Origin of the sequence: Erysipelothrix tonsillarum DSM 14972, assembly GCF_000373785.1 — a bacterium.
Classification (GTDB): Bacteria; Bacillota_I; Bacilli_A; order Erysipelotrichales; family Erysipelotrichaceae; genus Erysipelothrix; species Erysipelothrix tonsillarum.
Genome location: NZ_KB892379.1, coordinates 1 through 25,735, shown reverse-complemented (window position 1 = coordinate 25,735; position 25,735 = coordinate 1). Strand labels below are relative to the sequence as shown.

Sequence of the window (25,735 nt, the reverse complement as noted above, 5' to 3'; positions counted from 1 at the left end):
CCTGTTGCCATTGCTCCGGATTGTTCGAGGTAGTACCATTTACCCGATACTTTCTTCCAGCCTGTCGCTAATTTTCCTGATTTTTCTTTGTAATACCAGAGATTAGACTTTTTGATCCATCCTTCTTTTGAAACTTCTTTTTCAATTTCTTTATCCGGTTGTACCGATTCAATTGGCTTTTCAATTTTTATTGGAGTTGTTTCAGTATCTGTGTCTGAATTATTTTCTTTTTTTGATTCGAAAGTAGTAATTAAATCTAAATCAGATTTAATCATCTTTAATTCAGCAATTGAATTTGCATAATAAATTCTATTATAAAACTCTTCAGAATTTACTAATTTTATCGTTTCATTATGGTGTTTGTCACCGCTATTAGTACTTGATTTAAAGACATCAGTTTCAAGGTAGTTTCGAAGCTCTTCCTTCATACTGTCAACTAAATACTCATATCTCGATAAAATACTTGATAGAATATTTTTCTTACGTATATCACCGCATTTTTCGATATATGCTTCGAGTATTTCATGTAATTTTTTATATTTTACTTTCGGATCCGTTACATCATCCAATGTTTTAATAATCGATTCTGCTTTTTCAATATTAGGAAATACATCTCTAAACATTTGAATCTGACGATTTTTTTCAATTGCATGGAGCTCTGTATAAAGAGGTTTTATTTCTTGATCCATTATTACTGCTAAACGATCATAATCTACAAAGCTACTTAATCTTAAATCGATTAAAAACAATAAGTTTTCAAGTTTTTTCTCATAATCTGACTTATCTAAATATAAAAACGAATCATGTACTTCCGGTAAATGTTCGATTTCTTGTTGGATATTGTTTAATGCTTGTATTCTATTTTTAAGTGGTACTGTGATCCCTTCGAGGGGAATTCTTCCCTCTTGTAGATTTTCATATTTCACTAAGATCCGGTGTTTTCCTACATGATTTTCTAATAAATCGAGATATGATTCATCAAGCTCTGATGCGGTTAATGTTCCAAGATCTTCAAGATACTTTGCATCTTGCATAAATGTAAAGTATCCGATTTTAGGTGAAAGCGTACTAATCAAAGACTTAAATGATTGCTGAATTCCCAATACATCTGTTTCATTATCTTTGATATCTTTAACAAACGCGTCAACCTCCGCGTTCACTTCTGATAAATTACCTTCATACACTTTTCTTAAAAAAGGACGCACTCGTTTATCAATTAAACGCAATTTTTCTTCTTTGTATCCGTTCATCAACTTTACATATGCATTATTTTGTAGAGCATCTATTAACTCCTCATTACCTTCTATTAATAGCGTTTCTTGAACATTTGGCACATCGGCCAACACATTTTGAAGTGGCATTGCTGTTAAAAGTAAGCATGACATCAAACTTACTTTAGGAAATAGGTATTGTTTTTTTTTCATAATTTGTCCCCCTTTTGATTTCCACTTGAAGAATAATATATTTAACTATTATTTGTAAATGGTTTTCCCAATATACTCTTTTTAGTAGTTAAAAAAGTCTTGTGTACTTTACTCCAATATAAAAAAAACCATCTTTACAGATGGTTAATTATTTACTGGTCAGAATTTGTTCAATTAAATCTTGCTCCACTTTAGTTAAATGTAAGCGCATCTGACTTTCACGATATGTCATTCCAAAGGCGTTATCCGATACCATAACAATTGGAGGCATTTGAACTCGTTTATAAATTGCTGTATTCATTGTTTTAAGAACCCATTTTAAATCTTCTACAAACGCTTGTCCGTTATCTAATCCATACTGATTTAAGTATTTTCCGAGACGTGAATGAATAATCGAGCCATCAATGTATGATTTCAATAGATTCTCTAACTCTCCATGCATTAATTCATCGATGAGCGCATCATGATACCCCCATTTCATTGGATCAAATTGGTCTTGTGCAAGTTCAGCACTTGGGGCAAATTGCCACTCAATGCGATTTTCACTATCTACAGGAATTAAATTTTCAGGAACAATTTCTTCATTGCCGATGCGGTTTATTGTATTCGCAATCATTCCTACTTCCATTTTGGTAAGATCGCCTAAAATCGCCAATGCCCCAATTGCATCTCCATATAGGGTCGCATAACCCAATGCTACTTCAATTTTATTACCATTATTCATGACTACACCGTTTTCCATACTTGAAACAGTCATGAGCGTATGACCTCTTAAACGTGCTTGAACATTTTCGAAAGCAAGACCCTTAACATCTGCATAACCGCCAATTTTCATGCTCTCAATTGTGGCAGCAGTCATCAATCCTATAGGAATTTCTAGAAATTTAAAGCCGAGTACTTTGCTTAAATGACTTGCATTGTTTTTAGTAATATCCCGATTATATTGACTTGGCATTGTCACACCTACTACGCGTGATTTCCCTAATGCTTGAACTAAAAGGGCTATCGATACACTACTATCGAGTCCACCGGAAACACCTACAATCCACTTAGGCCCATAAGGTAATGCTTCTTCATCAAAATATTGAATCGCCGCTATCAATGAGTGATAGAGTTTATCCTCAGTTGCTTGGTAAGAACATCCCATTACATCAAGATCAACAATATCTAAACTTTGTCTGAAGTCATCTTGAAGATGGACTGTCCCCTGCGGTGCAATAACCATGCTACCACCATCAAATAACACCACATTTTTTCCATTGTTTTGCATACCCGTGGCATTTACATAAACATACGGAATTTCGAGATTTTGTCTTTCAATCATTTCTAACCTTAGACGTTCTTTGTTCTTAATCCAGGGTGAACATGAGATATTAATCATAAGATCCGGACTGTGTTCCATCATTTTTTGGGTAGGCTTGAGGTCGCTTTGATGATCCCATAAGTCTTCACAAATTTGAATACTTACTCGGTCTCCTTTGAAAACAAAAGGCTCAAAGTTTAAATCACCCGCTGTAAAGTAACGTTTATCATCAAAAACACCGTAATTAGGAAGAAGATGTTTAAGATAAACTCCTGCATCCTCATGATTAGCCCGTTTAACCCATTTTCCTTCGTAGGCAAAAAATGCTGCATTATAAAGTCGGTCCTCTTTTTGATAAATATTTCCCCACACAATTCCTATATCTTGCGATAATTCGCGAACACGCTCATTATAGCCCATAAGCTCATCAATATAAGATTGATGATTCATACGGTCGCCAATCAAATAGCCACCAATCGCCAATTCCGGAAACACAATCAAATCCGCTTTCCCTACTGAATCATTAACCAATTTCTTAATCATTTCAAAATTAGCTTGTGGATTATTGGCTTTTATTCTTAATTGTGCAATCGCAATTTTCATTTTTGTCCCTCCAATTGTCGATATCGCTCATACGCAAAAACACTGCATGCACCAACACTACTTAAGGATACACGCGCATCATAATCAATCCGTACATTCACATCACTAAGTTCTAAAACACTTCGTGAAAGACCCCTCAAGGCGCCCCCTAAACAGATGCATACACGGTTTGGCAAGGTATAGTGTAGTAGAGATTCGCTCTCGTCACCTCGGTGTGCTGCGGCAATAACTACTTTTTTATTCTGAATTGCCTTTAAATCTGTGGATAAGTCCTCACTTTGCATCCACCATAGTGATTCACTTGCGCCCGCACTTGCGCGAATTAGTTTAGCTTCATGTTCATAAAAATCATAATTTGGTGTGATAATTCCATCAAAACCCAATGAGGCAACTGTACGACAGATTTCACCAAGATTAAATGGATCTGTTACGCCTTCAATACACATCAATGATAATGTTTGCTTCGGTAAATGACTTAATGAATCACTCACGCGTTTTCCACATGAAACCAAATATCCTCCATGTGTTTTATTCCCGGCCAACTCGTCCATCGCTTCGCGTGACATCCTTTTGATATCCAATCCTTCTGAAATACGTTCGACATAACGTGATTCTTTATCTTGATGTTTATCTAAGATACACACATATTCTATTTCCCGTTTTCGTTCTTTAAGTATTGCCTTAACACTAATTTTACCTGATACAATCATAATTTCTCCTCAATGAGCCGTTGTATTTGTGTGACGACTTCTTTATTAATTATACATCAAACGGCATAAGATACGCCAATTCTACACTCAATCTTATGGGATATAAAAAAAGCGGTGCTGCTAGACTAAATATCTATCGAGCACCGCTTTGATTAAACTTGAAAAAATGCCCAACCGCAGTAGATAAGCACTATATCGAGAAAGGCTCCATGAATTCCTAACGTACTAAAGAGTGACGCTAATTCTGGAATGGTTAATAAACTCAATCGATATCCAAAAATAAATATAATTAAAAGTGATAAGACAACTTTACCTACCCAACGGTTATTTTTCTTTTGATTTGGCCCTAAGAAATAACCAATAATCAACATCAGTACCATCCATACAAAAGTTGAGAACCACATCATTGATGAAGGTAAAACTGAAGTTAGAAATTTATTTATAATTGCACTTGCTAGAATAACAAGTAAAGCAGACCACGTTCGTTTCATTCTACTACCCCCTCTTGTTTTAGACGTAGATACATCCCAGTTAGTAATCCAAAAGAAGGAACTGCAGAAGAAACAATCCACAGGATGGATGACCAATGTAGACGCATTAATTTTTCTGAAAATGTACCCATTAATGGATTAACAAAACTATAAATCATCCACACAACACGACTCGAACTGAAAAACGAGACAATATAGAGGATAATAAAAGTTATAAGAAGAATGGCAAATAAAATCGTCAAAGCGAAATCAACATTCTTTAATACGCGTTCTTTATCTTTCATCGCAATCACGACGAGATAACCTGGAATAGCATAAAGAATCAGTCCATATGCAGAAACAATTACAATTTGAAAAATCATTGGCATATTGGCTAAAACTTTTGAAAGAGGATGAAGAGAATTATATGCAAATAAATGAATAATCCCTAAGAACACGTGGATCGCGAGGATAAGTGATAAAAACTTATAGTCTCCCTCTTTAAAGAATGATCTAAATCGAACCATTAAACTTGGCTTGATGTCCACTGTTTGTGTTTGTTCCATAAATATCTCCTATTTAACGTTACGTGCCTTTAAGAACATACTGTCTCCAAATGAGAAGAAGCGATATTTGGAATCGACGGCATGTTTATAGGCATGATCAATTTCATCTTTTCCCATGAATGAACTTACTAGCATAATAAGTGTAGATTTTGGAAGATGGAAATTTGTAATAATCGCATCGACCGCTTTCCATTCATATCCTGGGTATATAAAGATTTCACTATTTCCTTGGCATTCCTTAAATGTACCGTACTCTGTCATAATGGTCTCCAAAGTACGTACAGATGTTGTGCCAACTGCAATGATACGACGGTTTTCTGCTTGTGCAGCATTTAGAATATCTGCAGTTTCTTGTGACATCATGTATGCTTCACTATGCATTTTATGTTCAAGTACATTATCAACTTTCACAGGTCGGAATGTTCCCAAGCCCACATGTAGCGTAACCGGTGCAATGGTGACCCCTTTTGCCTGGATTGCTTCAAGAAGCTCCGGCGTAAAGTGTAAACCTGCTGTCGGTGCAGCAGCACTGCCCTCTACACGTGAATAAACTGTTTGATAACGTTCTTTATCCTCAAGGCGTTGATGAATATATGGCGGTAATGGCATTTGTCCCAGTTCGTCAAGGAGTTCAAGGAATATTCCTTCAAAGACTAAATCAAAATTTCTTAATCCTTCCTCACCCACATGAGTACAAATCGCTTTAAGTTTACCATTTCCAAAACTTAATTCTGTACCGAGTTTCACGACTTTTGCATTTCCAACAAGACATTCTGCTGTTTTTCCCTCAAATTTTAAAATCAAAAGTTCTACATGAGCCCCAGTTTCTGGTTTTTCACCAAATAATCGCGCCGCAATGACGCGAGTATCGTTAAGGACTAATACATCCCCTTCATTAAAATAATCTACAATATCATAGAAATGCTTATCTTCTAAATTCATGCCATCCACAACTAATAAACGAGATTCACTACGTTTTTCAGCCGGTGTTTGAGCAATCAGTTCTTCAGGTAAATAAAAATCAAAATCATTTACATTCATACTATACTCCTTGGTTTATATCTTATTACATCTTAACTATTTTAACATAAAGCAGGTGCTCTGACACGTATTTCTGTAATTCACAAAATTGCAAAAAAAAACTTGATTCATAAGAATCAAGTTAAAATTATAATTACCACCCTGCGTGGTCATCACCTGTAATCCCATATCTTTCATAAACTTCATCACGAAGTTCAAGAAGACGGTCTTCTTTTATTGCTTCACGGATATCTTCCATCAGCTTAAGAAGGAAACGCAAGTTGTGGATGGATAGTAATCGCATCCCAAAGCCTTCATTACAACGAATTAAATGACGCAAGTATGCTTTCGTATAATTCTGACAGCATTCACAGTCACAATTTTCATCCAATGGTGAAAAATCATATTCCCATTTACGGTTTTTGATATTAACACGACCAGTTGAAGTCATTGCAGTTCCATGACGTGCAATACGTGTTGGTAATACGCAGTCGAACATGTCGACACCACGCAGAACACCTTCAAAAATTGCATCGACACTACCAACCCCCATAAGATATCGAGGTTTGTCTTCCGGTAATAAATCGACTGTATCATCAATCATTTTCCACATAACATCCTTGGGTTCACCAACACTGGTTCCACCAATTGAATAACCTGGGAAATCCATTGCAACCAACTCTTTGGCACAATGTTCTCGAAGATCTGCATATTTTCCACCTTGAACAATCCCAAATAATGCTTGTGTTTCTGGATTTTCATGCGCTGCTTTCCCTCGGGCTGCCCAACGAATGGTACGCTCAACCGAGTTTTTCATATATTCGTAAGTAGCCGGATATGGTGGACACTCGTCAAAGCTCATCATAATATCTGAACCTAAAGCATTTTGAACTTGAATTGCTTTTTCTGGTGATAAGAAGAGTTTTTCACCACTCAGGTGACTTCTAAACTCAACACCTTCTTCAGTTATTGTACGAATTTTCCCAAGTGAGAACACTTGGAATCCGCCACTGTCCGTAAGGATTGGTCCATTATAGTTCATAAACTTATGAAGACCACCCGCTGCACGAACAACTTCTTCACCAGGTCGTAACCAAAGGTGATAAGTATTACTTAAAATAACCTGTGATCCCATTTTATATAAATCTTCGGGTGAGAGAAACTTAACACTTGCAAGCGTCCCTACAGGCATAAACATCGGTGTTTCCACCGTTCCATGATGCGTCTCAATCGTTGTAAGACGCGCCTTGGATTCATTTGATTTTTTTATTAAAGTCAACTTCAATGGTTTATTCCCTAAACTCATATTATCGATCTCCTTGATTAATCAATATCAGAACGACCTGCTCGTTTACGATCAATCGCTTTTAAATAACGTTTACGTAAACGTAGGTGGTTCGGTGTAACTTCTACAAGTTCATCATCGCGGATAAACTCTAATGCATATTCGAGCGTTAATGGAATAGGTGGCGTAAGTTTCATCGCTTCGTCTCGTCCAGAACTTCGAACAGCAGTTGCTTTTTTATTTTTTGTTGGGTTAACATCCATATCAGTATCACGTGCAGCAATACCAAGAATCATTCCTTCATACACATCAGTTTGTGCACCAATAAAGAATTGGCCACGTTCTTGAAGATTAAAGATTGAGTATGTCATTGATTTTCCTGTTTCTGTAGATACCATTGATCCATTTGAACGTTGTGCAATTGCACCCTTCATTGGTTCGTATCCATGGAATTGACGAATCATTGTTCCTTCACCGTGTGTCATGTTGATAAAATCACCACGGAAACCAATTAATCCACGAGTTGGTACATTCCAGAATTGTTTAACCATACCGCGGTCTTCTTCCATATTAGTAAGTTCACCTTGGCGAAGACTGATTTGGCTGATCATTGTACCTGAGTATTTTTCAGGAACTTCAATGATAACTTCTTCAATCGGTTCACATTTTCGACCATCAATTTCTTGAGTAATAACGCGTGGTTTACTGATTGCAAGTTCGTAACCTTCACGACGCATGTTTTCAATTAAGATTGATAAGTGAAGTTCACCACGTCCTGAAACTTTGAATGAATCTGCTGATTCTGTTTCTTCAACACGTAGTCCTACGTTAACTTCAAGTTCTTTTTCAAGACGTTCTTTAATATTACGTGAAGTAACATATTTACCATCTTTACCAGCAAATGGTGATGCATTAACCATAAAGTTCATGGATAATGTTGGTTCTTCAATCACGATTGCAGGTAGTGGTTCAACATGATTCACGTCACATAATGTGTTTCCAATTGAGATATCGTCAATACCAGAAACAAGGACAATATCCCCAGCATATGCTACATCTGTTTCAATACGTTTCAATCCGGCATATGTATAGATTTTCGATACATTTTGGCGTTTTGTATTACCGTTGTTATCAGCGACAACAACAGCTTGTCCACGCTTAACTTGACCTTTAGTAATTCGACCAATTCCTAAACGTCCTACATATTCATCGTAAGCAAGTGAAGAAATTTGGAATTGTAGTGGATCATTATCATAGTCTGGGTAGAGTGGTGTGTGTTCCACAATTGTGTCAAACAATGGTTTAATGTTCGTTCCTTCTTCTTCAAGTGTTTTTTGAACAATATACTTCTTCGCAATACCATAAAGAATTGGGAATTCTAATTGTTCGTCAGTAGCATCTAGATCCATGAATAACTCATATACTTCTTCGACAACTTCTTCAACGCGACGATCGGGTTTATCAATTTTATTAATCAATAAGATTGGTTTTAAACCGGCTTCGAGTGATTTTTTAAGTACAAAGCGTGTTTGTGGCATAGGGCCTTCTGCACTATCCACAAGGAGAATAACTGTATCTACGGTTTTAATTATACGCTCTACTTCACTTGAGAAGTCGGCGTGGCCTGGTGTATCAACAATGTTGATTTTTATATCACCATAATTTACACTACAGTTTTTGGAATAGATTGTGATACCACGTTCACGTTCAATATCATCGCTGTCCATTACTTGGTCTAGAACAACTTGATTTTCATGGAAAACACCAGCTGATTTAAGCATTGCATCAACTAATGTCGATTTTCCCGCATCAACGTGCGCGATAACTGCTATATTAATAATTTTTTTCATATACATCGTCTCTTTTCCTATAACTGTATCATTATACATGAAATGACCATGAAAAGACAGAAAATGCACTATTCATGCCCATTTTTTAATCATATCTTCACTTAAACGCTTACAAAAAAACACCATGTTAACGATTAACATGGTGTTTGTCAATTATAAATTAGATTGTGAAACGATATCTCTAAGCATTTCTGCTGATTCTTGAAGCGCTTCAACCTCATTCGAGCTGTAAGGAACTTCTATCACATGTTTAACACCCGTTCGTCCAACAACAGTCGGAACTGAAATATAAACATCCTCAATACCGTACGCACCATTTTGTAAACTGGAGACCGTTAAGATTGAATTTTCATCTCTTAAAATTGCGTTCACAATACGTGTAATGGCTAATGCAACAGCATAATTTGTATAACCTTTACGGTCAATAATCTCATATGCAGCTGTTTTTACGTCATGCGTTACTTTCTTACGTGTTTCATCATTAAACTCAATTCCTACATTTTCGCAATACTGATCAATTGTAAGACCCGCAACTGTCGTGAGCGACCACGTTGCAATTTCACTATCTCCATGTTCACCAATAATATTGGCATGAATATTACGTGCATCAACTTCAAATTTGTTTGCGAGCATTGATTGGAAACGTGCCGTATCCAATACCGTTCCTGAACCAATTACACGTTCAGCTGGGAATCCCGATAGTTTATAAGTAATGTGTGTCAAAATATCAACAGGATTTGAGACAACGAGTAAAATTGCATCCGGGTTATACTTCACAATATTAGGAACAAGTTCCTCATAAATTTTAATATTGCGGTTTACGAGATCAATGCGGGTTTCACCTGGTTTTTGGGCAAGTCCTGCAGTAATAATTACAATATCCGATCCTTTTGTATCAGGATAGTCTCCTGCAATAATTTTTACGGGCGAAACAAAGACACGTCCTTGATCCAAATCCATTGCTTCACCTTGAGCTTTTTCTTTATTAATATCTACGATTACGATTTCCGATGCAATATTGCTATTCATTAATGCGAAGGCTGTGGTTGAACCAACAAATCCTGCACCGATAATTGAAACTTTATTTGTTTTCATAATATCACTCCCTTGCTTATATAATATCACATCTCTTAATTATACTTGGCATATTTACTCTAATTCGTTATGATATTCACAGATAGGAGTGTTCATTATGTATAATAAGTTTTATAAGAAAACCTCTGCTGAACGGCGGGATATTTTAGAACATCAAAATCGCTTTGATCGGAGCTTGGATATCCCCTTAGATTCAAGTATTTACGAGCATATGATTGAAAATGCACTAACCACCTACGAATTACCTATGGGTTGTGCACCAAACTTCCTAATCAACAATCATGAATATGTTGTTCCTATGGTAACAGAAGAACCTTCTGTAATTGCTGCCGCAAGTAACGCCGCTAAAATTATGAAAGATAATGGAGGAATTTCTGCCCGCATTCTCAGTCGCAATATGACCGGACAAATCGCCTTCGCCAATCCGGTTAACCAAATGGCTATGGTCCAATATATTGATGAACACCGAGATGTTTTGTTTCAAATAGCACGGGAAGCTTACCCCTCAATTATTCAACGTGGTGGGGGGCTTCGTCATATTCATACAGCATATATCCATAAACCGGATAAAACACCATTTTTAGTTGTTTATTGTACCATTGATACACGGGAAGCTATGGGAGCAAATATGATCAATACAATTCTTGAAGCAATTGGTCGACATCTTGAAGCCATCTTTGATGAGCATCCCTTGATGTCAATCTTGTCCAACCTCGCCTCTGAATGTCTTGTAGAAGCCAAGGTGACCTTAGATCCAAGCACATTGCGCTATTCCGAGGACATTGCACTCCGCCTCAATCAAGCGAGTGATTTTGCAGAGATTGATCCTTATCGAGCCGCTACCCACAATAAAGGTATCATGAACGGTATTGATGCTGTTGTCATAGCAACTGGAAATGATTGGCGTGCCATCGAAGCAGCTGTACATAGTTATGCAGCTCTGAATGGAAACTACCAACCTCTTGCAACCTGGAAACAAACATCTGATGGTATGATTGAAGGTGTCCTAAAACTTCCAATGCCCATCGGAACCGTGGGAGGATCCATTGCGATTCATCCTAAAGCAAAGCTGGGTCGAAAGATACTCGGCTATAAAGATGCCGAAGAACTTATGATGATTATTGCCTCTGTTGGTTTAGCACAAAACTTTGCTGCCCTCTATGCACTCACCACCGTTGGTATCCAAAAAGGTCATATGAAACTTCAAGCCAAATCATTGGCGCTTGCAGTAGGTTGTCCATCAGAAGATGTTGATCGCCTCGTGGCCTTGTTAATGCAAGAACCGAAATTAAATCAGGATATTGCTAAAAAACTCTTACAATCGTTATAAAGAAAAGGAAGTCCTATGAAACTGGCTTCCTTTTTTATTTTGGTCTTTTTATTGTAAAAACTGGTTTTATGCCTGCGTACTCATTCCCAGCCAATCGAGCCACAGGGTGCAATACATTCGTCTTTATATAACCCTTTTCAAGATCATAAACGGAGTCATCAATCTCAATATGAACGATTTTAAGTAAGAACAAATCTGTATGAATTTGTTTTTCGTCTTCGATTACTTGATGGCTGTATAATGTGGCTTCCATTTTGATTTTCGCATCACTGATGCAAGGGAGTCCAAGTACTTCACTGGGTTGAACCTTGAGTGAGAGAGCATTCAATTCACTGTCCCCATACGGAAGTGTAGCGGAACTTGAATTCATAGATGCTACAAGTGTATCGTCCACGACGTGAATAACACATGCTTTCGACTCTAAGATGTTTTTACTCGTATCTTTTAATTGATGATTAATCCGATTAATCGCAATCGATACAATCGGCACTTCAGTTGAAATTAAACTAAAATAACTAAACGGTGCGAGATTAACCGTACCATTCGTATTAGTCGTCGTTACCCAGGCAATGGGACGTGGAACCACACTTCCGGTCAATAATTTATAACGTGCTTTGGAATCTAAATTTTCAATCTTAAATTTCATAGAAATCTCGCGCACGTTTGATTTCTTCCGGTATTAATTGATGACCATGCGCTGTATGGAAGTGTGTTACGCTCATGCCTAAATCCTTAAGTTGACGTGACATGAATTCAATATCATCTCGCTCCGTATAAGGATCCCCAGATCCACTGGTGAGAAAAATTCGTGTGTTTAGTGTTGTTGGAAATGGAAGGTGTGGTTGCACATGCATTGGATGAAATAAAATGACTTGCTTAAAAAAGTTTGCACCTTTTTTCATCATATTTAATGTAATATTAGCTCCATTTGAATAACCTATGATAGATACGTGATCCAAAGGGCGTTGATAATCATGTAAAAGTTTTAAAATTTCTCGATATAAACCTTCTGTTTCGTGATTAAGGCTTGAAATATCAAATGTTTTTGTGTCAATTCGTTTAAAATATCGATTCATACCTGCTTCCACAACATTTCCCCGAATTCCTATATACATAGCCTCTGGATCGAGGTAGTGCGCAATTTGTATCATATCTTCTTCCGTACCACCCGTTCCATGTAAACCAATAATTGTACGATTTGAATTACCAAAAATCACTTTATGAATCATGCAACTCCTCCTTTCCAATTTTCTTTAAAAGTTCTTGAAGTTTTTTTTCTTCATCCACTGTAAGTTGATCAAACACACGACGCATCTCCTGGTAATGCATTTGATATATCTTCTCGATTTCAGATGTTCCTTCTACGGTAAGCATGACATAATTAATACGACGGTCCGTATTATCTTTCTCACGTTGGACAAACCCTTTTTTCTCCAACTGATCTACGACATAAGTCATACTGCTACCCGGCACAAGCACAGTATCGCAAAGCGCTTGGGTTGTTAGTTTTCCCTTATGATGCAAAGCTTCAAGTGCTTGAAATTCGTTGATAGTAATATCAAAATCTTTGATACTTTCTTTAACTCGGTCAAGAAGACTTTGATGTGTTTTGAAAAGTATGGTTAATGTTTTTAGTGTATCCATCTAGAATATTTCCTTTTCGAACACTTTGTTGCTTCGAACCGTATCAAAACTTCGAATTTGAGACTCGATATAACTTCGCTTTGGACGAAGATGAGGGGGTAAAGTTAAAATCTCGCCTAAAACGTCATATGTTTCTTCGTCGTCAATAAATCCTGGACCATCCGTCGCTAATTCAAAAAGAATATTCGGTAAAATACGAATATAGAGTGACCCAAAATAGAAACGTTCAACGTAACCTGAACTTGCAATTCCCATTTCTGAAAGTTCTCGATACCATTTCATTAAGTCTTCTTTCGCATCAACTCTAAATGCAACATGATGCACACCACCATATCCTGAAACAGCATCCAAAGCGTCTCTATTTTCACGTACAATAATAGAGCCGCCATTTCCTCCATCCCCCATCTCATAAAGTGATAAAAGAGCTTCCTTTGCAGTCAATCGCATGCCAAACACACTCGTAAGTACAAGATGCGTTAAGGATAAATCCGAGACATCTATAAACACCGGACCTAATCCAATAATCGCATAGGCATCAGGTACCGGACCCTTATGCCATGGCTCTCCAGCTAGAATCCCTTCATTCTTTTCATCTGAAATGATAGCATATCGCTGCCCGTCAAAATCCTCAAATAAAATTGCCTTTTTCCCAAAGTAGGAGAGTCCGGTTTCAAATATAACCTCATAGTGACTTAAACGTTTTTCCCAATAAGTAAGTGCTTCGTCTGATGCTACTCTAAAACTCGTTCGTGATAATTCATTCGTTCCACGTTGTGATTTTGAAATATTTGGAAAATCAAAAAAGGTCATATTAGTTCCTGGATTGCCTCGATCATCTGCAAAATAGAGATGATATGTGTGGATATCGTCTTGGTTAATATTCTTCTTAACCAAACGCATCCCTAGAATATAAGTGTAGAATTTATAAATGTTTTCTGCACTGCTTGTAATTGCGGTGACATGATGTAGACCGTTTAATTGTTTCATATGTATCTCCTTGTCTCTGTATTATCATATTATTTCGAATTCGAAATAATATCAAACAAAATGCTCAAAAAAAAAAAAGAACCTTGTTATAGGTTCTTTAAATTTCTTTTTTTCGATATATTTCTCTTTTTACGACAATCGAGCCTGGTTTATTTAATAAATTATCTAAATAATCATAATAAGCTCCCGGCGTGATCACGCCACTCATTTGGAATAATTTCATCCCAGTTGATTGAATTACATAATCTGCAATAAGTACACAATTCGTCGTAAATACATTATACGTCTTAAACTCCCCTGCATTAAATTTATAATAATCCACTGCTGCACCTGCATCAATTAAGTTGGTTAGGTGATGTTCTTTTTTCGTATCTAATTCATAGGGCCAATCAAAATAATACGCGTTTTCAAATAATTCATCCAATCTGCTTTCCACAAATTTTCTCTGTTCATCAGAGAGTTCGCAAATAAATCGAAATACTGTCGTATCATCATCAACTGCATACTGTACGTAATCAACTTCGCTCCCTACAATCATCACACCATCACCATATGCCATTGATTTGGCACGATTATACGGATCATGTGCTCCATAGGAATAGATAACACCATTATATCCAATGTCTAGGTGACCCATACGATTATATCCGTGGTCTTTTGCATAAATATAAATTGAGATATAATTTCCTTCCGTTTTAACGACTTTATCAATAACAGCATCAGGATTGCTTTGAACCAGTTTACGTGTTTCCTTTACAAGAAAATATGGATTTAAAGCCGCTAAAAATACTGGTGCCGACAAGCGCACACTTGTTTGATGACGCCACAAAACACGAGCCGCAGAAATAATTGACACTACACCAAAAAAGATAACATAGGCACCGATTTGAAGGTTCATTAAGAATCGATTGGTGACTCCACGGGTAATGAGAACAATCCCCATAATTAACGATACAATTGCTGCAAAGAGCTTAAATAATTTGTGTTTTTGCTTCTCACGTATCGCTACATAAACTTCCAAGCCATGGACAACTGCATTAAATAGTGCCCAAATCCCAAAAAAGAGAGCCATTATTTCAATATAGAGGGCTTCTTTGTAAACAATTAGCCCAAGAAACACCCCCGCACCCAACGCTATAAGAAAATCTGCCAAACTCTTATTTTTAATAGAGCGATACAGAAATAAAACAACAGTTGCCGCAAGCATTGCAATAACCATCCAATAAATTAAAGACCATAATATTTTATCTCTAAAAATAAATAAAATACCAACTATAACCGTAAAAAAACCTAACAGAAGTTGGAAGATTAACGTAAGCTTATCTTTTCTAGAGAGCGATTTTGTATAAGTTTCCATATTTATCCTCTTCACATTTTTTCCCATGGTTATTATATCATTTATTCTTGATTTTCGCCTTGATTCCGTATATCATATAAGTAACAACTTGGAAAATAATGTAAGTTGTTACTGCAATTCATTGTCTCTCTTGAAATTTACTTCATGATTTCCTTCTTAACCACTTATGAAGTAAATGATAATGAAACGCACTATCTCTCTAAGAAAAGAGCACCGAGCTCTTTTCTTTTTATATTATCGTGTATACTTACATTATGAACTTTACAGAACGACTCATGGGCTGGTACCACGAAAACAAGCGTGTGCTACCATTTAGATCTCAAAAAGATCCTTATAAAATATGGGTAAGCGAAATCATGGCCCAACAAACTCAAATCGCTACCATGATCCCTTATTACGATCGGTGGATTGAAAAATACCCCGACGTTCAAACCCTCGCTGCAGCTGATGTTGATGAGGTACTCAAGATGTGGGAAGGACTCGGATATTATCGTAGAGCGCGCAACCTTCATCTAGGTGCACAGTATGTTATGGAACATTTTAACGGAATCCTTCCTGCCGATAAAAAACTACTTATGGAAATACCCGGAATCGGTGATTATACATCCAGTGCAATTGCATCGATTGCTTATAGCCTTCCGGAGATCGCAATTGATGGAAATGTTAAACGCGTTATGGCGCGGTATCTTAATTATACTGAAAATGTCAATACGAGAGCTTGCCACAAATATTTTGAAGCATTTCTCAAGGAAGAATTATTACTACACGGTGCAGATCCAAGTGATTTTACTCAGGCCCTAATGGAACTTGGAGCCCTTGTCTGTACACCTAGCAACACAACCTGCGAAGGATGCCCTTTCAAAGAAATGTGTGCATGTTATCGTGGTGAGTGTATTGGTACAATTCCTTATATTCCTAAAGCAAAACCTGTTCCTATTTATGAAAAATCGGTCCTAATTTATCAAAAAGATGGGAAAATACTGATATCGGACGACCACTCCGATGGCCTTATGGAAGGATTACTCCGACTGCCTCAAATTGACAGTTCTATTGATTCAACCCCCGTCCTTTCCCTCAAACATAAGTTTTCTCATTTACAATGGAATATTTCTGTGTTTTGCGTGGATGAACTACCTGACATTAACCAAAATTGTTTCTTTGTTCCTTTAGAAGACCTAAATCAAGTTGCAATTATTACAGCACACAAAAAAATATTAAAGAAACTTAATCTTATCTAAATTATATTTATTATAAACCGAATAAACATCTTGGCAACAAGGTTTCTGTTCGGTTTTTTAAAACAAAAAAAGACCAAGTTCCATAAATACAGAAACTCAGTCTTTCTCGTAAATCATTTAATATTATGCTTTCCAACGAATTGGCTTCTTATTACTTTAGTTTTTTTATATATAAGGATTGATATATTTAACTTATTGCCGTAATAATAAAGTTTAAAATAAATAATGCTGCACTACCATAAACAATTGGATGAACTTTTGATCCTCGATTCATAGATACTTCCACAATAATGTAGGCAATGAAACCACAAGCAATCCCGTTTGAGATGCTGTATGTTAAGACTGTCATAATTACCGTGAAGAATGCAGGAACTGCTTTTTCGAAATTAGCCCATTCAATATCTGCGAATGATGCACTCATTAAGATACCTACAACGATAAGTGCAGGTGCAGTTGCCGCTGCTGGAATCAAACTTACAACCGGTGCGAGCACGATACTTGCTAGGAAACACATTGCAGTAACTACAGAAGTAAGTCCAGTGCGTCCACCAGCGCCAATTCCTGCAGAGCTTTCAACGAATGTTGTAACATTTGAAGTTCCTAAAACGGCTCCAGCTGTTGTAGCAATCATATCCGCAAACAGACCACGTTCTAATTTTGATTTCATACCACTTCCCGATTCTAGAGAATCTTGATCTTCTTGAGAGAAAATTCCAGAGCGTCGGCCCGTTCCAATAAAAGTACCAATGGTATCAAATGTGTCCGTAAGCGAGAATGCAAAGATAATTGGTATAATCTTCGTTAAATTATAATTTGTAAAGAGACTCACTAAACCTTCTTTACCTAATGCTTTTCCAAAGATTTCCCCAAACTCTTTAAAAATAACAGAGAAACTCACTGTGCTTTGAGCAGCACCACCAAGTTGCACAACACCCATAGGAATACCGATAACTGTAGTAGCTATGATTCCAATGAGAATCGCTCCCTTTACTTTTTTCAACATCAAAACAATCGTTATAACCAATCCAATAACCGCAAGGACTACACTTGGATCTTTAAAATTGGTAATTGAGGGAACTGCTCCAAATTGAATAAATTTAACATTTAATAAACCAATATAAGCAATAAACAACCCAATTCCAGCACTTATAGCAAGCTGTAATGTTTCTGGAATTGCTTTAATAAGATGTTTACGAATATTTGTTACAGTCATAAACATATTTAAGAGTCCACAGATAAACACCATAGCAAGCGCTTCATAAGGTGTAAAACCACCTACAAGAACCACGGTATACGTAAAAAATGCATTCAGACCCATACCAGGAGCTTGTGCGTAAGGGATGTTTGCAAACAACCCCATAATTAATGTTCCGATTACAGATGCAAGAATCGTTGCAATATAAACCCCATTATATGGCAAACCTGATTCTGATAAAATTTGTGGATTAACAAATAAAATATATGCCATTGCAAAGAATGTTGTTATCCCTGCAAGCACCTCCGTACCCACTGTCGTATTATTTTCCTTAAGCTTAAAGAATTTTTCCATTTTATCTCCTCTCCTTAGCTTTCTTTTGATTAAAAAACCAAATAAAAAAAGATCGGGAGAAAACGATCTTGCGAGTTTTCACCACGATAGTCGATGTCTTTACGGTACATCGGTAGATACTACCCAACCATATTATGGGTATTATATTTGGTTATTAATACATGGATAGTATAGGTTAGTTGAAGTGTGAATGTCAACCACGTTTAGAATCTTATCTAAAAAAAATTAGAGTGTTTCTAGAAAACTAAGATCTTTAATACAGCCAATCCGTTTGTATCCGTAAATTCTTATATCAAAAATAATGTTCCTATAAAACTTTTAAATAAAAAAAGAAGAGATCGTTTATTTTATCTCTTCTTTGGCTTCCGTATCTTCAAGTCCATGACGTGCTTCTTTTATCGACGCTGCCGACCGTTCTGCTAATTTATCCATGTTAGGGACATATTTCCCTTTTGATTTCTTGCCCTGTTCATCTGCGGAACGATAGAGCCCATATAAACTCACAATAATACCAAACCACAATAATATCTCGTTATTGCCTAATCCGATTCCTAACAATAAAATTGAAATCCCTGATAGTTGTAATCTTAAACCATGATCTGCCATAATGCCCTCTTTTCTAGAACTTATTATACATTTTTTAGTTAATAATACAATCGTCCGCAATGTCCGTGGTACAATATTTATCATGAGGTGAAAAAATGTACGAAATCATACAACTTAATGACCGTACATTAAAAGAACTTACCGATGTGGTAAACCATTCTTTTGATGACTATGCGGTTAAAATTAAACTAACTGAAAAACAACTAAAAGATAAGCTTGAAAGTGTAAGTACAAACTTAACTTATTCCTTTGGTGCGCTCTATGAAGGAACATTAGTGGGTTTCATTATCAATGCTACCGATGGAAATTTAGCTTATAATGTGATGACTGGTGTACTCCCTAAACATCGGGGAAAAGGTGTTTATACACAAATGTTTGATGCCACATTAACTTTTTTTAGTTTATACGGTATTGATACATACCAACTTGAAGTGCTTCAAACCAATGAAGATGCTATTAGACTTTATACCCGAATGGGTTTTGAAAAAACAGCATCTTATGTTTGCTTTCAAGGTTCAGCATCTGAACCAAATCATGATGAATCCATCCATTTCCATCAAGGTTCCCTAATTGATCAACTCAGTCATTTATGGCATACTGAACCGTCCTTCTCAAACAAACACTTTAATGAATTGGAGCACAAAACCTATACACTTGAAACGGAAGATATAGATGCTTTCATAACCTTGTCAACAGGTGGCGGTGTACGCCACTTTGGTTACACCGCAATTTCAGATTTTGAAAGACTTATTTCTCATGTTAGTACGCAGCATGATATGCTTATTATCAACAATGTCGATGCCCGTAACACAGAAATTATTGAATGCTTAATGAATCTCGGATTCGATTTATATATAAAACAATTCCAGATGGAATTATCAATCTAAAAAAACACAGCCTCAGGGATCTTAGTCCCTGAGGCTGTGTTTTTTTATAGTAAATTTCTTCTTCGTTTCCCTTTTATGATTAGATATGCCCCTGCCGAAATCAGACTTACTGAAATCTCAAGTATATAATTTTGATTTGATACACCTGTTGCTGGTAACACTGGAGCTTCTGGAATTGTTGGCAACTCTGGAATCTCCGGCTTAATCGGTTTTTCAGGAATTTCTGGTTTAACGGGTAATTCCGGAATTTCAGGTATCGTTTTTAACTGATTTTTAAACCTTACAGTTCCATTTGGATTATGAATCCCCACAATCATTTCAATTGGTGTTTCATCCAACTCATAACCTTGTGGTGCCTTCACTTCTTTAAAATAGTAAGTCCCAAATTCAAGATTATTGATTTTGATAATCCCTTGATGTGCCGTTACAAATATTTGAGCATCATCCCTTGAAAGTGACCATGTATTCATTTCCGTAAGGTATTCAATACCCCCTTGTCCTTCGCGATATAAAATAAATTCTGCATCATTTAAATACTTACTGCTATTGTTTGCATCTACTTTAATCAGTTCTAAGGAACCTTTTGGTTTAGCTAATTTTGTGTTCTCAATAACAATTTGTACTGGTTGGGAATCATTTCCTCCCTCCACAAGGACCTTATGAGGGGTTGCATCCAATGCATAGCCTTCTGGTGCGACGTTTTCTTCAAAGAAATACGTTCCTAATTCCAAGTCATCTACGGAGATAACCCCTTCTACATCGGTTTTAAAACCACGAGCACGATTTCGATCCTTACTCCATTGATTATCCGTTGTTAGATACTCTGGATCGCTCGCATTCTTAAAGATAATAAATGAAGCGCCTTCCAATAAGTGACTTGGATCATCCGCATCCACTTTAATCAGTTTAATTGACCCTTTTACTGTTTCAATTTTTTTATTTGTAATTTCGATAAGAACCGGTTGATCGTCATTAACACTGACTTTATGGGGTTCTGAATCTAATTCATAACCAATTGGTGCCTCTGTTTCAATAAATAGATAGTCACCAAAATCGAGATTTTCGATTTCGAGCAATCCTGCTTCGTCCGTACTTAATGCGAGTGCTTCATTTTTATCATCCGACCATTTCCCTGATCCTGCATAATAAGATCGGGGTGATGTATCCGTAGCAAAATTAAAGGTTGCTCCTTCTAATAAAATTGTGGAATCCATTGAATCTGTCTTCTTCAACGCCACTTTTCCCTTTAAAACGGGGATTGATTGATTCGTAGCCGTGACATTTGTTGTAGTGTTGATTGAGGAATCAAGCTTGGCTGAAATTGGTGTTGTATCCAATTCAAACCCCTCAGGGGCACGTGTTTCTTCAAAATAATAGGTTCCATCTTTCAAACCCTCTACTTTAATCATACCATCCTGACCTGTTCTCATAACTTGTGCTTCGTCTTTCGCCAAACTCCACTGAGTGGAATTGACTCTATATTCTTTAACCTGTTGATCATTGAATCGGTAGAAAATAAACTCCGCACCTTGAAGTACTGTTGATTGATTCTCTGCATCAACTTTCAATAATGATACCGAACCCAATGAAGCGAGAAGTTTTTCATTTTCAAAGATTACTGTAGCCGTTGATACGCTACCATCTAAAACAAGCGAAACGGGTGTTGGATTTAAATCATACCCGTCAGGTGCTTTAGTTTCTAAAAACACATATGTGCCTTTAGCAAGATTTTGTTCACTAATTTTGCCTGTACCATCCGTTACGTAAGTCTTCGCCTTGGCTTTATCCTGATGCCACGTATCACTTACAGTCCGATACTCGACCCCATTTTCGCCATTGCGATATAATATGAACTCCGCTCCCTCTAATGTAAGATTAGTATTATTTTTATCAACCTTCATTAAACTGATTTCACCTAAGAAGGATGGTTGCTTGCTGTTTTCAAAGGTTACAGATGCTACTTTCGTTCCACTGGTAAAATCAAGCGATACTTCTTTTTCAATAACCGCCTTTTCATAACCCTCAGGCGCTTTTGTTTCTCTAAAGGTATAAGTTCCTTCTTTTAGTCCATCCACCTCAACAACACCGTCTATATTCGTTATAAGGTGTTTTGCATCGGCTTCAGAAGATGACCAACTTCCTGCTGCAGTATAATATTGATTATCACGAATTAAATAAAATTCTGCACCTGATAAAACCTTGCTTTGATCATCAGCATCAACTTTAAGTAACTTAATCAATCCTAGTTCTTCGACCTTCTTCTTATTCTCGAAAGTGACCGAAGTTCGTGGCGGATTCACAGCATCCGTAAGTTCTACCTGTAAACTATCTGCGATAAGATCATATCCTTTCGGAGCTTTTGTTTCTTTAAAGTAATACGTTCCAAGTTCAAGATTATGTACTTGAATGATTCCGTCTTGATCTGATTTAAAAAGAGCTGCATCATCAATATTATTTGACCAACGATTTGCACTTACATAGTACTCAGGATTTTTATCATTGCGATAGAGTTTAAACTCCGCTCCCTCTAATACTAACGACTTATTGTCTTTATCAACTTTTTTCAACTCAATCGAACCAGTTGGTTTGATTTTTTTATTAGAAATTTCAAATTCATAGTCTATGATTTTTGATGCTTCATCGATATCCAACTTAAGTGGATTTGAATTAATTTCATATCCATCGGGTGCTTTAACCTCTTTAAGATAAAAAACACCGTATTGGGGTAGATTAATTTCTGTTATTCCGTCGCTTTGTGTCACAAAGTGTTTCGCTTCACTCTCTTGTGCACTCCACTTCATGTTTTCAGTTAGATACTCTTTAACACTATTTTCTTGATAAAGAATAAATTCTGCGCCAGCTAATGTTTTTGTTGTGGTGTCTTCGTCCACTTTTTTAACTTCAACTTTAGGCTGTGGTAAGTTTGGTATGTCTACTTTTATCTTAACCATGTTTTCATTGTTATTTTGGGTAAGATTTGCATCGTAAATTTTCGAACTTGTAATGAAACCATCTGGAGCTTTAATTTCTTTTATTTGATAATTTCCTAATCGTAGATGGTTTACATGAACTTTTCCTTCATTATCTGAAATGAGATGATCCGCTTGTGATTCCTCAAGAGTCCATGGATTATCTTTATCACTGATTCCTTTATTAAACTTAGTAACTTTACTTCCACTCTCTTCAACTGTTTTGGAAAGAATAAATTCCGCACCTTTCAGCTGGTTATTTGAAGTTGGTTTTTCATTGATTGATGCATCAAATTTATCAATCAAAATCGAACCTTCTGGCATCCCAGGAACAATCGGTTTCCATGGTTCTTCTTCGTTGTCATATGCTTTAAACAATACCTGAGGATTGGTATTAGGATCTTGTCCCAGTTTGATTTGTACAGGTTCTGGATTTAAATCAAATCCCTTAGGTGCTTTTGCTTCTAAAATATAGTATTCCGCTTTATCATCCTTGGGAATAAGGAGTCCATCAACAACCGCCTCACCATTGGTATTTGTAATGATATGTTTGGCAAAAAGAATGTTTGAAGACCAATCTGTAAATTCTCCAAATCCCGTATAATATTCGGTAATCTCTCTGCTACCTTGAGTATCATCCGCTTTATATTTTTTATAGAGAATATACTCCGCATCACCAAGGGGTTTCTGATCTGACTTATCGCCATATTTAATCATCTTAAAACCACCATGTTCGGGTTTATTTCCTATTTTGTTGTTTTCAACATCCAATTTTAATGGTTTTGCTGTCGTATGGTTTACGGTTACATCTGCAACAATCGGTTGTGTGAGTATTTCATATCCATCCGGCGCTTTTACTTCTTCAACCCAATAACGACTAGGAGCAAGATTATGAACACTTACTTTCCCCAGTCCATCTGTTTTCAAAACACTGGCTTGATCTTTATCTGTTACCCACGATTCGAAAGCATGGGTGTCTTGATTCACGACTGCATAAACTTTCTCCGATTTGATGTGCGTAAAGAGTTTGAATTCTGCATGTTCCAAGACTTTACTTTGGTCATCAGCATCTATTTTATTTACTTCTATGGAACCCGTGTCTTTTGTTCTGTGGATCCATTTATTTCTAAAATTATGAACCTCTGCACCCAATCGTTGATGTAAATCATGAGAAACTAGAAATCCATTAATATTACCTGAGGCTAAAACTACTGCAGCTTCTGGTGCAACAACACTACCAATAATCGCTGCCCCACCACCTTCGGATGCACTTCCATTATTGGACGATCCGGTTGCATAGTTTTTTAGATATTCTTTGTTATAATTTAATGTTTTATCCTCGTTAAGTCCTGGATTATCAACAGTAATACCCGTTGGTGCTTTGGTCTCATTCCAACTTACACGGTTATAAAAGTTTGTGACTTGTTGAGCTTTAGGAAAGTAGTAAAGAACCTTATTTGCATTGTTCACAGCAATATCATGTTCAGGCCCTCGTGAAATATCAAGTACTGCATTATTTCCAGTGTGATTCGTAAAATAGTTTCCTTTAAATACAACTTTTTCAGCATGTCGTTTGATCCCACTTGATTCACGATCAAATGATGTCACAACAACTTGATCAATCTTATCACTATCGATAATTTGTTTATAATCAAAACCAAGCGCTTCAAATATAACAGTACCCTCTTTATCTGGTACAACGTTTACCACAAGTATACGCTCATCAATCGTCGATTGGTAAATATCATACGAAACATAACGACCATCTACATAGTCTCCTAGAGTTTGCATTTGTTTTCCATCTTCGCCAAGAAACGGTTTAACCATACTTGTTACACCACTTAAATCTTCTTCAAGCATATCTACGCTGTCAGAAACAGATTTAAGGATACTTTGGTATTGTGATTCATTTATATCTCGTTGTTTACCTTTTGACAAGTTCATATTAAATGCTTGCTCTTTCCATGAATCAGTATCTGATGAAACAAGCCAACCTCTATTTGAACTTCCTTCGCCAATTGTTGGATACTTTAGACTTGTAGGGTCATCATTTGGGTAATAATTATTTACTTGACCACCGATTAATAATGCAATATTTTGATCAGGATCAATAGGTTCCCCAACTCCATTATTGTCTTCTTCGAACATCACCCCGTAGCTAAATGTATCAAAATCTTTAGAAAGATTTGAGTCCTTATTAACAAACAATGGTCCTTCAACGTCTGCGGTATTAGCAGAATGATATCCACTAATTAACATATTGTAATAGGAAAAATCACCAGCTTTCTCCTCTTCTTCTGGCGATAAGCCTTGGGTTCTATTGTAACCTGCTAGTTTTTCATCTGTTGTTATTGCTTTGATTGCAAAGGTAGATGAAGCAATCATTAATACGCTTAATATAAGAACAGTTATTTTTTTTATCATTGTATTCTCCTTTATATCACCCATTCAATTTTACGCTTTTATAAGTGATTATAAAGTAATTAACCCAACTTCACTATCTTTTCAAATACTTCACAATTCCTTAATAATAGGAGGGGATTTTTATGTTATTAAATCAAATTTAGGGAAGGAAAAACCACAAAAAAAGACACTCTAACTAGAGTGTCGAATTACCTGGCAATGAACTATCTTCACTAGCGCGTGGCTAGATATTGTCGCCGCTAAAGTGCTTAACTTCTGTGTTCGAGATGGGAACAGGTGTGACCACTTCGCTCAAATCACCAGATCATATTACATTAGAGAGATGAACTCTCAAAACTGAATAACAGAAACTTGATCTTTTTCGAATCGTTGTATCTTTTGTGATTAAAACCTCGACCTATTAGTATCAGTCAGCTCC

The 25,735-nt window shown here is 36.5% G+C and carries 20 protein-coding genes, 1 rRNA gene and 1 riboswitch; of the genes, 3 read left to right on the top strand and 18 right to left on the bottom strand.

Going from position 1 to position 25,735, the window contains the following annotated elements:
* The 9 genes from B096_RS10180 to B096_RS0105775 form a co-directional block, all read right to left on the bottom strand.
* Positions 1-1,424, bottom strand: a 1,424-nt coding sequence (locus B096_RS10180) for an N-acetylmuramoyl-L-alanine amidase family protein (protein WP_018579818.1), incomplete at its 3' end; no start/stop codon positions are given.
* A gap of 148 nt (positions 1,425-1,572) precedes the next feature.
* Positions 1,573-3,330, bottom strand: coding sequence for an NAD(+) synthase (nadE, locus tag B096_RS0105810; protein WP_018579817.1), 1,758 nt, complete (start codon positions 3,328-3,330; stop codon positions 1,573-1,575).
* Positions 3,327-4,040: a TrmH family RNA methyltransferase gene (locus B096_RS0105805; RefSeq protein ID WP_018579816.1), complete on the bottom strand. Its 714-nt coding sequence runs from the start codon at positions 4,038-4,040 to the stop codon at positions 3,327-3,329. The genes nadE and B096_RS0105805 overlap by 4 nt, the downstream gene beginning before the upstream one ends.
* A gap of 152 nt (positions 4,041-4,192) precedes the next feature.
* Positions 4,193-4,531, bottom strand: a complete 339-nt coding sequence (locus B096_RS0105800) for a hypothetical protein (RefSeq protein ID WP_018579815.1) — start codon at positions 4,529-4,531, stop codon at positions 4,193-4,195.
* Positions 4,528-5,076: a hypothetical protein gene (locus tag B096_RS0105795; RefSeq protein ID WP_018579814.1), complete on the bottom strand. Its 549-nt coding sequence runs from the start codon at positions 5,074-5,076 to the stop codon at positions 4,528-4,530. Before B096_RS0105795 ends, B096_RS0105800 begins: the two co-directional genes overlap by 4 nt.
* 9 nt (positions 5,077-5,085) lie before the next feature.
* Positions 5,086-6,117 carry a tRNA preQ1(34) S-adenosylmethionine ribosyltransferase-isomerase QueA gene (gene queA / locus B096_RS0105790; RefSeq protein WP_018579813.1) on the bottom strand — a complete coding sequence of 344 codons (1,032 nt, stop codon included), beginning with the start codon at positions 6,115-6,117 and terminating at the stop codon, positions 5,086-5,088.
* 133 nt (positions 6,118-6,250) lie between these two features.
* Positions 6,251-7,402: a tRNA guanosine(34) transglycosylase Tgt gene (gene tgt / locus B096_RS0105785; RefSeq protein ID WP_018579812.1), complete on the bottom strand. Its 1,152-nt coding sequence runs from the start codon at positions 7,400-7,402 to the stop codon at positions 6,251-6,253.
* Between the two features lie 17 nt (positions 7,403-7,419).
* On the bottom strand, positions 7,420-9,231 hold the full coding sequence (gene typA, locus B096_RS0105780; RefSeq protein ID WP_018579811.1) for a translational GTPase TypA: 1,812 nt from the start codon (positions 9,229-9,231) through the stop codon (positions 7,420-7,422).
* A 153-nt stretch (positions 9,232-9,384) separates the two neighbouring features.
* Positions 9,385-10,326 carry an L-lactate dehydrogenase gene (locus B096_RS0105775; protein WP_018579810.1) on the bottom strand — a complete coding sequence of 314 codons (942 nt, stop codon included), beginning with the start codon at positions 10,324-10,326 and terminating at the stop codon, positions 9,385-9,387.
* 97 nt (positions 10,327-10,423) lie between these two features.
* Here B096_RS0105775 and B096_RS0105770 point away from each other — a divergent pair, with 97 nt between their 5' ends.
* Positions 10,424-11,656, top strand: coding sequence for a hydroxymethylglutaryl-CoA reductase, degradative (locus B096_RS0105770; RefSeq protein WP_018579809.1), 1,233 nt, complete (start codon positions 10,424-10,426; stop codon positions 11,654-11,656).
* Positions 11,657-11,690: 34 nt separating this feature from the next.
* Here B096_RS0105770 and B096_RS0105765 read toward each other — a convergent pair whose 3' ends face one another.
* From B096_RS0105765 to B096_RS0105745, 5 genes are all read right to left on the bottom strand, one after another.
* Positions 11,691-12,302 carry a flavin reductase family protein gene (locus tag B096_RS0105765; RefSeq protein WP_018579808.1) on the bottom strand — a complete coding sequence of 204 codons (612 nt, stop codon included), beginning with the start codon at positions 12,300-12,302 and terminating at the stop codon, positions 11,691-11,693.
* Positions 12,292-12,885 carry an alpha/beta hydrolase gene (locus tag B096_RS0105760; protein WP_018579807.1) on the bottom strand — a complete coding sequence of 198 codons (594 nt, stop codon included), beginning with the start codon at positions 12,883-12,885 and terminating at the stop codon, positions 12,292-12,294. Before B096_RS0105760 ends, B096_RS0105765 begins: the two co-directional genes overlap by 11 nt.
* The gene (locus tag B096_RS0105755) at positions 12,875-13,300 is read right to left on the bottom strand and encodes a MarR family winged helix-turn-helix transcriptional regulator (protein ID WP_018579806.1); all 426 of its coding nucleotides are present in this window, start codon (positions 13,298-13,300) and stop codon (positions 12,875-12,877) included. Before B096_RS0105755 ends, B096_RS0105760 begins: the two co-directional genes overlap by 11 nt.
* Positions 13,301-14,287 carry a VOC family protein gene (locus B096_RS0105750; RefSeq protein ID WP_018579805.1) on the bottom strand — a complete coding sequence of 329 codons (987 nt, stop codon included), beginning with the start codon at positions 14,285-14,287 and terminating at the stop codon, positions 13,301-13,303.
* 97 nt (positions 14,288-14,384) lie between these two features.
* Entirely contained in the window at positions 14,385-15,644 is a 1,260-nt protein-coding gene (locus B096_RS0105745) for an HdeD family acid-resistance protein (RefSeq protein WP_018579804.1), read from the bottom strand.
* A gap of 254 nt (positions 15,645-15,898) precedes the next feature.
* Between B096_RS0105745 and B096_RS0105740 the strand changes: the two genes are divergently transcribed.
* The gene (locus B096_RS0105740; RefSeq protein ID WP_026254123.1) at positions 15,899-16,882 is read left to right on the top strand and encodes an A/G-specific adenine glycosylase; all 984 of its coding nucleotides are present in this window, start codon (positions 15,899-15,901) and stop codon (positions 16,880-16,882) included.
* A gap of 187 nt (positions 16,883-17,069) precedes the next feature.
* On the opposite strand, the gene B096_RS0105735 is transcribed toward B096_RS0105740, so the two are convergent.
* Entirely contained in the window at positions 17,070-18,431 is a 1,362-nt protein-coding gene (locus tag B096_RS0105735) for an NCS2 family permease (protein WP_018579802.1), read from the bottom strand.
* 66 nt (positions 18,432-18,497) lie between these two features.
* Positions 18,498-18,600: riboswitch (purine riboswitch) on the bottom strand.
* A gap of 173 nt (positions 18,601-18,773) precedes the next feature.
* On the bottom strand, positions 18,774-19,037 hold the full coding sequence (locus B096_RS0105730) for a hypothetical protein (RefSeq protein WP_018579801.1): 264 nt from the start codon (positions 19,035-19,037) through the stop codon (positions 18,774-18,776).
* Positions 19,038-19,132: 95 nt separating this feature from the next.
* Between B096_RS0105730 and B096_RS0105725 the strand changes: the two genes are divergently transcribed.
* Positions 19,133-19,924, top strand: a complete 792-nt coding sequence (locus B096_RS0105725) for a GNAT family N-acetyltransferase (RefSeq protein WP_018579800.1) — start codon at positions 19,133-19,135, stop codon at positions 19,922-19,924.
* 44 nt (positions 19,925-19,968) lie between these two features.
* Here the strand turns inward: B096_RS0105725 and B096_RS0105720 are convergent, their stop codons facing one another.
* Together B096_RS0105720 and rrf are read right to left on the bottom strand one after the other, a co-directional pair.
* Positions 19,969-25,317 (bottom strand): SpaA isopeptide-forming pilin-related protein, encoded by a 5,349-nt coding sequence (locus B096_RS0105720; protein WP_018579799.1) that lies wholly within the window; start codon positions 25,315-25,317, stop codon positions 19,969-19,971.
* Positions 25,318-25,507: 190 nt separating this feature from the next.
* Positions 25,508-25,621 (bottom strand): 5S ribosomal RNA (rrf, locus tag B096_RS0105715).
* Positions 25,622-25,735: the final 114 nt, after the last annotated feature.

Excerpts from the sequence above, each read along its gene's own strand:
- nadE (WP_018579817.1), bottom strand. The coding sequence starts at position 3,330 with ATGAAAATTGCGATTGCACAATTAAGAATAAAAGCCAATAATCCACAA.
- B096_RS0105805 (WP_018579816.1), bottom strand. The coding sequence starts at position 4,040 with ATGATTGTATCAGGTAAAATTAGTGTTAAGGCAATACTTAAAGAACGA.
- B096_RS0105800 (WP_018579815.1), bottom strand. The coding sequence starts at position 4,531 with ATGAAACGAACGTGGTCTGCTTTACTTGTTATTCTAGCAAGTGCAATT.
- B096_RS0105795 (WP_018579814.1), bottom strand. The coding sequence starts at position 5,076 with ATGGAACAAACACAAACAGTGGACATCAAGCCAAGTTTAATGGTTCGA.
- queA (WP_018579813.1), bottom strand. The coding sequence starts at position 6,117 with ATGAATGTAAATGATTTTGATTTTTATTTACCTGAAGAACTGATTGCT.
- tgt (WP_018579812.1), bottom strand. The coding sequence starts at position 7,402 with ATGAGTTTAGGGAATAAACCATTGAAGTTGACTTTAATAAAAAAATCA.
- typA (WP_018579811.1), bottom strand. The coding sequence starts at position 9,231 with ATGAAAAAAATTATTAATATAGCAGTTATCGCGCACGTTGATGCGGGA.
- B096_RS0105775 (WP_018579810.1), bottom strand. The coding sequence starts at position 10,326 with ATGAAAACAAATAAAGTTTCAATTATCGGTGCAGGATTTGTTGGTTCA.
- B096_RS0105770 (WP_018579809.1), top strand. The coding sequence starts at position 10,424 with ATGTATAATAAGTTTTATAAGAAAACCTCTGCTGAACGGCGGGATATT.
- B096_RS0105765 (WP_018579808.1), bottom strand. The coding sequence starts at position 12,302 with ATGAAATTTAAGATTGAAAATTTAGATTCCAAAGCACGTTATAAATTA.
- B096_RS0105760 (WP_018579807.1), bottom strand. The coding sequence starts at position 12,885 with ATGATTCATAAAGTGATTTTTGGTAATTCAAATCGTACAATTATTGGT.
- B096_RS0105755 (WP_018579806.1), bottom strand. The coding sequence starts at position 13,300 with ATGGATACACTAAAAACATTAACCATACTTTTCAAAACACATCAAAGT.
- B096_RS0105750 (WP_018579805.1), bottom strand. The coding sequence starts at position 14,287 with ATGAAACAATTAAACGGTCTACATCATGTCACCGCAATTACAAGCAGT.
- B096_RS0105745 (WP_018579804.1), bottom strand. The coding sequence starts at position 15,644 with ATGGAAACTTATACAAAATCGCTCTCTAGAAAAGATAAGCTTACGTTA.
- B096_RS0105740 (WP_026254123.1), top strand. The coding sequence starts at position 15,899 with ATGAACTTTACAGAACGACTCATGGGCTGGTACCACGAAAACAAGCGT.
- B096_RS0105735 (WP_018579802.1), bottom strand. The coding sequence starts at position 18,431 with ATGGAAAAATTCTTTAAGCTTAAGGAAAATAATACGACAGTGGGTACG.
- B096_RS0105730 (WP_018579801.1), bottom strand. The coding sequence starts at position 19,037 with ATGGCAGATCATGGTTTAAGATTACAACTATCAGGGATTTCAATTTTA.
- B096_RS0105725 (WP_018579800.1), top strand. The coding sequence starts at position 19,133 with ATGTACGAAATCATACAACTTAATGACCGTACATTAAAAGAACTTACC.
- B096_RS0105720 (WP_018579799.1), bottom strand. The coding sequence starts at position 25,317 with ATGATAAAAAAAATAACTGTTCTTATATTAAGCGTATTAATGATTGCT.